This window comes from Thalassospira permensis NBRC 106175, assembly GCF_000714555.1.
Taxonomy (GTDB): domain Bacteria; phylum Pseudomonadota; class Alphaproteobacteria; order Rhodospirillales; family Thalassospiraceae; genus Thalassospira; species Thalassospira xiamenensis.
Map to the genome: position 1 here is coordinate 24,889 of NZ_AUNC01000008.1, position 11,525 is coordinate 36,413.

Genomic DNA, 11,525 nt, shown 5'->3' on the forward strand with positions numbered 1-11,525 from the left:
CCTCGTCCTAGTTTCGCAACGGCTTGCCGGTCAGAAGCATATGTTCGACCCGGGCCATGGTGCCTTCGTTGCGGACCAGACGCATGAAGCCTTCGCGCTCCAGTTCCAGAATGTCATCTTCGGAAAGTTCTTCGGTGATATCGGTGTCACCACCGGCGAGAACTTTGGCAAGTTCACCTGCGACGACACGGTCGTAATCGGTGGCTTTGCCGAGGCGATAGAAACCATCAACCGCCATCTCGAAGGCAACCCGCGCACTTTCGCCGGGCAGGCGATAGGTGAATTCTTCGGGGGCTTCGTAACCATCGACCATTGAAAGCGCGCGCGCCTTGGCATCGGCCAGTAGGCGATTGCGGTTCATGGTGATGCCGTCACCCTCGCGGAAGAACAGGTTTTCCTTGGCTTCCATTGCCGATTTGGCAACGGTTGCCACCGAAATGATTTCAAACGCCTTGGCACTTGGGGCCATCGGGCCCTTGGGGAATTTCGGGTTTTCGGACCAGCGACGGATCATTTCCTTGCACCCGCCCCAGGCCGGGATCAGACCAACACCGGGTTCGACCAGACCGATATAGGTTTCCCCATGGGCCTGCACGGCATCACAATGCAGCAGGACCTCGCAGCCCCCGCCCAGTGCCATGCCGCTGGGTGCGCCAACGACCGGGAAGGGCGAATATTTCAGGACCTTGTAGGTTTCCTGACCGGTTTCAACGAGGTTTTCAATTTCCGGCCATGCGGCGATATTGGCGGCAAACAGCGCCAGACCAAGGTTCGCCCCGGCGGAGAAATTGCTGCCTTCGTTATAGATCACCATTGCCTTGAACTGCTTTTTGACAGTCCGGATGGATGTCTTGACCATGCCAAGAACGTCAGCATCAAGCGCATTCATTTTGGTATGGAATTCAAGGCAGGCGACGCCATCCCCGATATCCCAAAGCGATGCGGCGCGGTTGCCAGCAACCGGTTCAGCTTTGCGTTTGATGTCTTCGAGCAGAAGAACACCGTCCGGGCGCGTGACTTTGGCGTATGTGCCATCAAAACCAAGGAAGAACAGCGTGCCGTCTTCGACCTTGTAAAACGATTTCCCGGCGGCCTTTTTGAGTAATGCGGGGACTTCGATACCGTCCGCTTCAAGCATGGCAATCAGGGTATCGACCCCGATGGCATCCATCAGTTCGAACGGGCCGGTTTTCCACGCATAGCCAAGTTTCATCGCGTCATCGACATCGACAATCGAATTGGCGGCTTCTTCGGCAATGAAGGCGGCATAGGCAAGGGTTTTGGCCATCACGGCACGGCCATAAAGACCCCCCTTGTCATTTGCTTCCATCATTTTGCGCGGGTCTTTGCCGGCAGAACGAACGCTTTCAAGGCGGGCTTTTTCCGATCTGGCAAATTTGCCGGTCTGAAGATTGACGGATTCCTTGACCTTTTCGCCACCTTCGCGGTTCAGACGGTAAAAACCGCCCTTGCCCTTGCGACCGGTATAGCCATCGGCGATCAGTTTTCCGACCAGATCGCTTTCGCGGTAAATGGCGTGGAACGGATCGGATTTATCAAGGGCACCTGCCATGCTTGATTGCACATGGGGCATCAGATCCAGACCCACCAGATCCATCAGACCAAAGACACCGGTTTTGGGAATGCCGAACGGGCGACCAATGACGCTGTCGGCTTCTTCGACAGTCAATCCCCGATCCATCGCTTCGACCATGGCGGCCTGAATCCAGTAGACACCAAGGCGGTTGGCTATAAAGCCCGGCTTGTCATGGCAGATGACACAGGTCTTGCCCAGTTTGTGATCGGCAAATTCCGCGACCATATCGATGACGCCGCTTCGGGTGACCTCTGATCCGACCAGTTCCAGCAGACGCATATAGCGCGGCGGGTTGAAGAAATGCGTGATGATGAAGTCCTGCGCAAACCCGTCGCCCATGCCATCGATCAGTGTGGCAAGCGGAATGGTCGAGGTGTTTGACGAGACAACCGATCCCTTGGCGCGAACGGCGTCAATTTTGCGATACAGATCCTGCTTGATATCAAGGCGTTCGATGACGGCCTCGACGATCCAGTCGCATTTTGCCAGCTTATCAAGGTCGTCCTCGATATTGCCGCACGTGATCAGCTTTGCCACGCGTTTGGACATGAACGGGGCCGGATCGGTTTTCAGCATCTTGGCAACCGCACCTTCGGCAACCGCGTTGCGGTTTTTTGATCCTTCGGGAACGATATCAAGCAACAGAACGGGCGTGCCCGAATTGGCGATATGGGCGGCAATCCCGGCCCCCATAACACCGGCGCCGATAACGGCGACCTGTTTGATGTTGGTCATTACATCGCCTCCAGAATGGTCGCGATCCCCTGACCCCCGCCAATACATTGCGAGGCAAGTGCGTATTTGCCGCCTTCACGTTTCAGAAGGGCGGCGGCCTTGCCAACGATACGCGCACCCGTTGCGCCCAGCGGATGCCCGATGGCCAGCGCACCACCGTCGATATTGACGGTTTTGATATCCAGACCAAGGTCGGAAATGCTGGCGATTGCCTGCGACGAGAATGCTTCGTTCAGTTCAACGACATTAAGGTCGGAAGCCGTGATACCAGCACGTGCCAGCGCCTTTTTCGAGGCACCAACCGGGCCGATCCCCATGATTTCCGGCAGGCAGCCATCAACCGCGACGGATTTGATCCGTGCCAGCGGGGTCAGGCCGTGTTTCTTGGCATATTCTTCGGAGCAGACCAGAACGGCAGATGCGCCATCGGTCAGTGGCGAGGATGTTCCGGCGGTGACAACGCCATCTGCCTTGAAAGCCGGTTTCAGATCGGCCAGACCTTCGGCTGTGGTGTCGCCGCGAATGCAGCCATCTTCGGCGATTGTGCCGTCCGGGCCCTCAATCGGGATGATTTCATCGACAAATTTTCCTGCGGCCTGTGCTGCGGCGGCCTTTTTGTGGCTTTCTACGGCAAAGGCTTCCTGATCGGCGCGCGAAAGATTGTATTTGGCTGCGACGTTTTCTGCGGTGTCGCCCATGCCCATATATGCCTCGGGCATTTCCTTATACAGGGCCGGGTTGGGCATCGGGTTGAAGCCCATCATCGGCACGCGCGACATGCTTTCGATACCGGCACAGATGAAGGCATCACCGGCACCAATCGCGATGGCGCCTGCTGCCTGATGGATCGATTGCATGGATGATCCGCAGAAACGGTTGACCGTAACACCGCCGACCGAACGCGGCAGACCGGCAAGGAAAGTAACCAGTCGGGCGACGTTAAGCCCCTGTTCGCCTTCGGGGAAGGCACAACCCAGAACCAGATCCTCTATCGTGTTGGGATCAATCCCGGTTTTATCCACCAGACCTTTGACAACCTGTGCAGCAAGATCGTCAGGACGGACCTTGGCAAGGGCACCTTTGCGTGCCGGGGTGAAAGGCGACCGGACGTATCCGGCAATAACGGCATTGGTCATGGCGAAGTATTCCTTCCTGAGCTGTCAGCGATTCCGGAAAGCAATTGTTACGATACCGGATCGAGTCCTTTTTCTTTCAGCGCATCAATCGATTGTTGTTCGATTTCGCGCAATTCATCCAACGTGACGTCCAGTGCCTGGCGTTGATCCTCCAGGGCTTCTATTCGATCCCGAACCCGGGTCAGCAGCATTTTGATCTGCTCGGCCTGGGTGGGGTCTGCGCCATAAAGATCCAGATAATCTGCAATCTCTTTCAGCGTGAAACCCAGCCTCTTGCCCCGCAGGATGATCAGCATTCTTGCCCTGTCCTGACGGGTATAAATCCGGGTAGTTCCAGCACGCTGTGGTGCTACGAGACCCTTTTGTTCGTAAAACCGGATGGTGCGTGGTGTGACCCCCAGATTTTCAGCCAGTTCGGGAACGGTATAAAACCGGTCGTCAATTTTCGTCATTTGATCGCCCTTATGGTATATATTTTTATCTTTACGTCAATTAGTTTACGTTAACGTCACTTGGATTTTTTCCATTCTGTGTGACATGACGTTAACGCATTGAATTATTGTGCTTTTCCCTCGCGTTTCAGGCGTTCTTCTTCGACCAGTTCCTTCTTCGACAATTTGCCGACCATGGTCTTGGGAAGCTCTTCGCGTATTTCGATTTCGCGCGGCATCTCGATTCTCGAGATTTTATCATCAAGGAAAGCCCGTAAATCTTCGGCGGTCACGCCTGCGGCGTCGTCTTTCAGCCGGACAAAGGCCTTGGGTGCCTGACCGCGATATTGATCGGGCACGCCGATCACGGTGACTTCGGCGATCTGTTCGTGCAGATAAAGCGCTTCTTCGATGGCGCGCGGATAGACATTATAACCGCTGCACAGGATGACGTCTTTAAGCCGATCAACCAGAAAGATATATCCGTCCTCATCGGCATAACCGACATCGCCGGTTTTCAGCCAGCCATCGACAAAGGTTTCTTTGGTTGCGGCATCGTTCTGCCAGTAGCCGGGCATTACCTGCGGGCCGCGGACGCAAACCTCGCCTTTCTCGCCGGTCGGCATGATCTGATCCGGTCGGTCAAGCGACCTGATCTGGATTTCGGTACCCGGCATCGGGATACCGATTGATCCTTCCTTGTTGACACCTTTTACCGGATTGCATGTGCAGACGGGGCTTGCCTCTGTCAGGCCGTATCCCTCGACCACTTTTGCGCCCGTAATTTCCTCGAACCGGTGTTTGACTTCGACCGGCAGGGGCGCGCCGCCGGAAATGCAGCATCGGATCGTTGACAGGTCATGCTTCAATGTCTCGGGCGAGTTGTTGATCGCGGTATAGATCGTGGGCACGCCCGGGAAGATCGTGACGTTTTTTTTATCCAGTGCCTTTAGCAAGGCATCAAGTTCGAAGCGCGGTTGCAAAACAAGTTCCGCCCCGAGATTGATCGACGTGTTAAGCGCCACCGTCATGGCAAAGACGTGGAAAAACGGCAGAACGCAAAGCGTAACTTCGTGCCCCGGATTTGCATCGGGCATCCAGCGGGTCAATTGATCGACATTGGCGCTGAGATTGCCATGCGTCAGCATCGCGCCTTTCGGGCGACCGGTGGTGCCACCGGTATATTGCAGCACGGCCAAATCGTCGTTTGTTACGTCTGCGACGAAATTTATGGGTTTGCAGTCGATCAGCCGGGAGAAAGGGATATGACGCAGATCTTTGGGGATTTCGGCAAGTTCGCTGCGCTTGAACAGGCTGAAAAGAACGCTTTTGACCGGGGGCAGGATATCGCTCATCTCGCAGATGACGATCCGCTTCAGGCAGGTTACATCCAGGCAATCTGCCACCTTGGAATAAATCTGTTTCAGATTAAGCGTTACCATCAGGCGGCAACCGGAATCCTCGATCTGGTAGGCGATCTCGCGCTTGGCATAAAGCGGGTTGAAATTGACAACGACACCGCCGCATTTCAGCACGGCATAGTAGCAGATCACGTAATAAGGGGTGTTGGGCAGGCAAAGCCCGACCTTGTCCCCCTTACGCACGCCAAGCTGATGAAAACCTTCGGCGGCGCGATCAATTTGTCTGGAAATGTCTTCGTAGTCGTAAATACGACCCAGAAAATCAAGACAGGGGCGCTTGGCAAAACGTTTTGCGGCATCATCAAAAATCTCGTGAACCGGGCGCATGCGCACCGGCGAGCTGACATCGACACCGTTTTGCAGGACAGGCGCGTCTTGGACGTTTATTTGGTTCATACGCGTTAACTCCATTACGTTAACGTCACTTTGCGGGCAAAAAAAACCGCCCGACGCGGAATGGTCAACCGCCATCCCGCATCGAACAGTATAACCGATCAGAACTTGAAATTCGCCTGTAGAGCGATGATGTCTACCTGTGCGTCGTAATCCGCTGCGTAGCTGCCAAGGAAGGTATCCGTCTCGTCAACGCGTGCCGAGTTTGCGAAAACATGCGTATATCCAAGGCTTACGGCCGCCCAGTCTGCAACCTTGTATGCCGCACCAAGAGAGACCCAATAACGGTCGGAGTCAGGCAGCCGAACGTTGCGATATTTGGTTTTTATTGGCGATTCATCAAAGGCGACGCCACCCGTAAAGGACCAGTTATCGTCATACTGGTACCTTGCGCCAAGTGATGCAAACCAGGCGCTGCCCCACTTGTATTCGTCCGAGGTTGAGCTCTGCGTTCCGGCTTGCGGGCTGATGTCACCATCATAATTGAAGGTGAGCGTGTCGATGGAGTTCCAGTTGGTCCACTGTGCGTCCGCCATAACGGTCCACTGACTGTTCAGTTCCTGGGAGACGCCAAAGGTGATTGATTCTGGCGTGGCAACCTTTGCCGTCGCATTCCGGTCGGTATAACCAAGTGCGTTGGCGGCCGTATCAAAGTCAATTTTACCGTCAAGTTCGTGCTTGATTTCAGAGTTGTAGGAAAGACCGATTTTCGTACCATCAATCACTTCCCAGTTGATGCCTGCGGCCCAACCAGCGTCTACTGAATCACCACTTACTTCACTGTTTCCTTCGCCAGCACCAGCAAGGTTTGGAACTGACCTAGCGAGCGACGCATCCATCTGCTGAATTTGAGGTCCAGCACCGACCGACAACCCGTTATCAAATCTGTAGGCAAGAACAGGCTTGATATTGATGGTCTTGATTTTGGAGGTTGTACCATAGAAGCGCCCCGCAAAATCAGGTTCATAGTCAGTTACCAGTCCCCAAGGGGATGTAATTGAAATACCCATATTTAACTGGTCATTTAGTTTCCAGACGGCATGGGCGTTAGGCACAAACGCGTCCTGTGCCATATCTTTATAGCTGCCGTTATTGAAGGTTTGAGTATTCGTTACAGCTCCGCCAGAGGCCACAATGTTCTTTGCTTTCGCGACGGGCATGATCAGTGAGCCACCAACACTGTAGCTCGTTTCCTTATATTGTCCGACGGTTCCGGGATTGTAGAACATGGTTGATGCATCAGTTGAGAGCGTCGACATGCCTGCAAAGCTGGAACCCTGTAATGTGCCGCTGGTCTCACGGACCTGAAAGCCTGATGCATGGGCGCTGCCGCTTGCCGCAAGTGCGCAGATAAGTGCCGTTCCGGAAGCTGCCCCCCACAGGCAGCTTTTCTTGAATTTGGACGTCATGGGTATCTCCCTGAATCATAACGGTTTTGAAGAATGCGCTTTTTGCGCCCGCTTTTATTTTTGAAGGTCTTTGGCATCGACCCGGATAAAGTCGATGTCGTAACCCTTTCTTTTGAAGCTTGTTTTCAGAAGCCTGCCGTCATCGCCATACCAAAGGTCGCGTTGAACATCCCCGGTCATGGCATAGTGTGTGGCCGGTATTTCCCGGTTCTTGATGACAAGTGTTTCTGTCCCGGTTTTCCGGGTTGTCACAGCGTAAGGTTCGGCATTGATGACGCTGTAAAGACTTGTTTTCGCAGTGATATCCTCGCGCCAAAGCGTGAGGGGCCATGCACCGTCGCAGGCATCACGTTTCGCGATCCGTTTGCCAGCGACTTCATAGCAGTCGCCGTCATATTCAGCCTTGTAGACATAGGGGGTGCCGTCATCATTTGTGTCGGTATCAACGGACACAAGCTGATCGTTCCGCCATTTTTCAAGGCGTGAATGGCCATACTGGAATTGAAGGAAAAGGACCTTTACATCCGTACGCGTGGTGATGGTGGCGGTATAACCATCTGGCGTATCGGTGATTTCGACCGTTTCAAAGCCGATGGGTTCACCATCCTTCAAGACCTGATAATTCAGTGTTTCGTCGGCATGTGACGATGAAATTGCACCAAGGCTTCCGATCAATCCGGCGGCCAAAGTGCAAAGAACGGTGCTTTTGATAAAGCTGTGCCGCATCCCTGTTCCCCTGACGATAGAAATCAATCCAGCATGGATGAAAGTTTTGCCGCGACTCCCATGGAGCCCTTGATCTTGAGCTTGCCCATTGTAAAGGCGAGCATGGGATCAAGTTTGCCGGCAATCATCTTTTCCAGATTGGCTTTCTTGATTTTCAGGATGCAGTCCGCGTCACTCATATCGTCATCACTGATTTCCGGCTCGGGGCCGGTCGCATCAATGACAATATGCCCGTCATCGCCGCAATCAAAGGCAACCACGGCATTAAGACCGCGCAATTGCGGAAGTTTCTGTCTTACGGATTCGAGGATATCCTCCACGAACGCCTCCCTGTGAAGCTGATGTTGTTTTTCTGTTTATGTCAGCACTGTAACGCAAAGTGACGTTAACGTAAAACAAATTACGATATGGATAGTTAAGCTCCTATTAAGTCACTGATCTGGATAAATAATCAACCGCAGGATTGCGGTTTCAGACAGCAAAAAGGACCCGAAAATTTCGGGTCCTTCAATATACAACTACGCGTATAGGTCGTATTTCCGGCAGGCGATATCAGGATACGATCTGCCAGCTTCCATCCGGTTGCATGCAGGCTGTGCCATAGCTTTGCTGATGATTTCCGCCAATGACAGTTGTTGCCGTATATTCCCGACAGTAACGTCCCGCCGTATTTTGCCATGTCCGGGTTGGCGTCATATCAAACTGGCGTTGCGACTCCGGGTTGATCCATCGGGCGGTCTGTCCGTCCGGAATTTGTTGAAGGGCATATCCCGTGCAGGCGACATCGGCCTGATCCAGGCTTTGCCCGACAGAGTACCCACCCAGTAGGCCAAGGATCGCACCGCCAATCATGGCAACGTCACGTCCGCTGCCTTTGCCGATTGTCGATCCGATTGCCGTTCCCGCACCGCCACCAATCAATGCGCCAATCACATCGCGGTTGCATCGCAGGAAATTCCCGTCTGATACGAACATGTCGGGTCGATATCCGCGGTCATAATCCCTGTGGTGGTGTTTATCCTTATGCTTCGCACGATGACCGTGCGCCGGTGCCCAGGGTGGCGGGTCGGCAAAGGCCGTCGCCGGAATGGCAACCGGTGCGACGATGCCAACAGAGACCGCAGCGGCCATAATGCGTCGGGACCATTTCAAGCCTGTCACTTCCGGCGTTCCTCATTCTCATGAAGGATATAACCGGCACCGGTGCCCACGACCCCGCCAATGACAGCCCCGCAGGAAATACATCCGCCCGTGACGGCTGTGCCCACAACGCCAACACCGGCACCAATGGCGGCACCGCTCAGCATTTTCTGATCCCTGTCACCCAAACCGCTACAGGCCGACAATCCCAGTGTGCTGGCAACGGCCAATGTAATAGCTACGTTTCGCATCTCTCGTGTCCTTCCCATTTTGTTTTATCGTGGTGGCATTCCGGGAAATGGATACGCCGCCGATCAGACAGTCTGATCGGGCAATAAGGAAGGCATCGGGCGGCTTTAAGGAGAGAGTGCGGCAGATAAGGTAAGAAAAAGGCATCGGGGAATGCCTTGATTCAGAACGCGTTTTCACCTGTGATTGATGCGATTTTGAAACATCATTTGCGTTGAAACGGTTCAGACATCCCGCTAGCTTGATGGCGCGGCATTAGGCGCGATAAAAAAAACTCAGAAAGACCAAGGGAAACGTCATGACATTTGCGGCCTGGTTGTCCGTTGCGACAATCTGCATCCTTGGCGCGATGACGCCCGGCCCCAGTCTGGCCGTTGTTTTGCGATATTCCGTCGGGCAATCACGTCAGGCGGGGTTTGCCTGTGCGGTGGCCCATGGATTGGGCGTCGGTTTTTATGCCGTCATCACCATGACCGGCCTTGGCATACTTTTCCAGACGGTTCCGGCATTTCGCAATATCGTCAGCGTTCTTGGCGCGCTTTATCTGATCTATCTGGCGATCAAGGCCTGGCGTGCGGCAGGGTCAGGCGCACGGTTCGAATCTGATCAGAGTGGGCAGGTTGCAGATACAATGATGCAGGCGGCACGCGACGGTTTCATGATCGCGTTTCTGAACCCGAAGATTGCGCTGTTTTTCCTGGCTCTTTTCAGTCAGTTCGTGTCCCCGGAATTTGAATGGGGCGGTAAATTCCTGCTGGCTTTCACCGCGGCGGGGATTGATGCCGCCTGGTACTGCCTTGTTGCTGTCGGCTTGTCGCATGGCGCGGTTTTGCCATGGCTGCGCGCACATTCGATGTGGATCGAACGCATCATCGCGATATTGTTTGTCGTGATTGCGATGCGTGTTCTGATTGGCATTCTGCCGGTTTGATCGATCTTTCTTCTGCATGAATAACAAAGTTACTCAGGCTTTCCCCGCCACCACACTGCCGGAGTATTCCGATGACCCAAAATCAGGGCGGTGTTGCACCGTCTGAAGCTTCGCCCGCTGTGTCCCCAACGCAGCAGGATGGAAACACGCGATCAGCCGATCCTGCGGCACGCGGATTTCGCCATCTTGGTCCGCATATCGGCTTTTTGTTGGCGCTTTTGCTTTTGGCAGCGAACATGCGCGGCAGCATCGTTGCCATGGGGCCGCTTGCCGAGATTGTCGGTCTTGATCTGCAGCTTTCGGGCGTGCAGCTTGGGCTGTTGACGACCATCCCGGTTCTTAGTTTCGGTGTGTTATCGATCTTTGCGCCGCGCCTTGGGCAGCGGTTCGGGTTGGAGGCAACCCTTCTGACCATGTTGCTGTTCATTGCGGTGGGGCAGGGACTTCGCGCGACCGGCAGTTATGGCATCATGATTGTTGGCACGATCATTCTTGGGTCGGCGATTGCCGTTTTAAACGTGCTGACCCCGTCGCTGGTGCGGCGCAGTTTCCCGACCCGTGTTGCTTTGATTACAGCGCTTTACACCTTTACGATGTCAACGGGTGCGACTGTTGCGGCATTCGTTGCAATTCCGATACGAAATGCGGCGGATGGTGATTGGCGCTATTCATTGGGGATCTGGGCGGTATTCGCCGCCCTTGCCTTCCTGTTGTGGTTGCCAATGTTGCGTTATCGACATAAGGGCCTGGCACCCGTTTCTGTCACGCAGGTTTCACTGTGGAAAAATGCCGAAGCATGGTGGCTTGCGCTGTTTTTCGGGTGCCAGTCCCTGATGTTTTATACCGGCACGGCCTGGGTCGCGAAGGTCTTCATCGATAGCGGCATTTCCGAGGGGGAGGCCGCAACCCTTCTGACGATCTTTAATGTGTTTGGCATCCCGGCGGCGTTTGCCGCACCCCTGATCTATTCAAAAATCGCCAACAAGAAACTGGCGATGGTCATTTTGCATGTTCCGTTGATGATCGGCATTCCGGGGTTTGTTTTTGCCACGACCGAGCTTCCCTATCTTTGGGCGTTCTGCATGGGGCTTGGGCAGGGGGCGATGATCAGCATCGCATTGACGCTGGTGGGTATCCGCGGGGCGGACCCGCAAACTTCGGCGCGATTGTCGGGGATGTGTCAGTCGGTTGGTTATTTGCTGGCCGCGGTTGGCCCGGTTCTGTTTGGCGCCCTGCATGACCTGCTTGGCAACTGGGAGGCGGCCTTGTCCTTCCTGTTCGTGATTGTGTGCATTCAGATGATTGCAGCCCTTCGTGCGGGATCTGCCAGCAAGATCGGTGGATAAGGTTTCAAGCT

Annotated in this window: 11 protein-coding genes; 2 read left to right on the forward strand and 9 right to left on the reverse strand. The window is 54.4% G+C overall.

Going from position 1 to position 11,525, the window contains the following annotated elements; translation table 11 throughout:
- Nucleotides 1-7: 7 nt before the first annotated feature.
- The 9 genes from SMB34_RS05590 to SMB34_RS05630 all read right to left on the reverse strand — a co-directional run bounded on the left by SMB34_RS05590 (nucleotide 8) and on the right by SMB34_RS05630 (nucleotide 9,239).
- Nucleotides 8-2,332: a 3-hydroxyacyl-CoA dehydrogenase/enoyl-CoA hydratase family protein gene (locus SMB34_RS05590; RefSeq protein WP_037988316.1), complete on the reverse strand. Its 2,325-nt coding sequence runs from the start codon at nucleotides 2,330-2,332 to the stop codon at nucleotides 8-10.
- Nucleotides 2,332-3,468, reverse strand: coding sequence for a thiolase family protein (locus SMB34_RS05595; RefSeq protein ID WP_037988318.1), 1,137 nt, complete (start codon nucleotides 3,466-3,468; stop codon nucleotides 2,332-2,334). The genes SMB34_RS05590 and SMB34_RS05595 overlap by 1 nt, the downstream gene beginning before the upstream one ends.
- A 47-nt stretch (nucleotides 3,469-3,515) precedes the next feature.
- The gene (locus tag SMB34_RS05600) at nucleotides 3,516-3,920 is read right to left on the reverse strand and encodes a MerR family transcriptional regulator (protein WP_037988319.1); all 405 of its coding nucleotides are present in this window, start codon (nucleotides 3,918-3,920) and stop codon (nucleotides 3,516-3,518) included.
- 104 nt (nucleotides 3,921-4,024) lie between these two features.
- Complete coding sequence (locus SMB34_RS05605) at nucleotides 4,025-5,716, reverse strand: long-chain-fatty-acid--CoA ligase (protein ID WP_037988414.1); 1,692 nt, start codon at nucleotides 5,714-5,716, stop codon at nucleotides 4,025-4,027.
- Nucleotides 5,717-5,814: 98 nt separating this feature from the next.
- The gene (locus tag SMB34_RS05610) at nucleotides 5,815-7,122 is read right to left on the reverse strand and encodes an OmpP1/FadL family transporter (RefSeq protein ID WP_037988320.1); all 1,308 of its coding nucleotides are present in this window, start codon (nucleotides 7,120-7,122) and stop codon (nucleotides 5,815-5,817) included.
- Between the two features lie 54 nt (nucleotides 7,123-7,176).
- Complete coding sequence (locus SMB34_RS05615) at nucleotides 7,177-7,848, reverse strand: DUF6134 family protein (protein WP_037988322.1); 672 nt, start codon at nucleotides 7,846-7,848, stop codon at nucleotides 7,177-7,179.
- A 23-nt stretch (nucleotides 7,849-7,871) separates the two neighbouring features.
- Nucleotides 7,872-8,168, reverse strand: a complete 297-nt coding sequence (locus tag SMB34_RS05620; RefSeq protein WP_037988323.1) for an SCP2 sterol-binding domain-containing protein — start codon at nucleotides 8,166-8,168, stop codon at nucleotides 7,872-7,874.
- Between the two features lie 232 nt (nucleotides 8,169-8,400).
- Nucleotides 8,401-9,009: an RT0821/Lpp0805 family surface protein gene (locus SMB34_RS05625; protein WP_037988325.1), complete on the reverse strand. Its 609-nt coding sequence runs from the start codon at nucleotides 9,007-9,009 to the stop codon at nucleotides 8,401-8,403.
- Nucleotides 9,006-9,239: a glycine zipper domain-containing protein gene (locus SMB34_RS05630; protein ID WP_037988326.1), complete on the reverse strand. Its 234-nt coding sequence runs from the start codon at nucleotides 9,237-9,239 to the stop codon at nucleotides 9,006-9,008. Before SMB34_RS05630 ends, SMB34_RS05625 begins: the two co-directional genes overlap by 4 nt.
- Nucleotides 9,240-9,535: 296 nt before the next feature.
- On the opposite strand from SMB34_RS05630, the gene SMB34_RS05635 reads away from it, so the two are divergent.
- On the forward strand, nucleotides 9,536-10,168 hold the full coding sequence (locus SMB34_RS05635; RefSeq protein WP_037988330.1) for a LysE family translocator: 633 nt from the start codon (nucleotides 9,536-9,538) through the stop codon (nucleotides 10,166-10,168).
- 71 nt (nucleotides 10,169-10,239) lie between these two features.
- Nucleotides 10,240-11,514 (forward strand): CynX/NimT family MFS transporter, encoded by a 1,275-nt coding sequence (locus SMB34_RS05640; protein WP_037988332.1) that lies wholly within the window; start codon nucleotides 10,240-10,242, stop codon nucleotides 11,512-11,514.
- Nucleotides 11,515-11,525 lie beyond the last annotated feature (11 nt).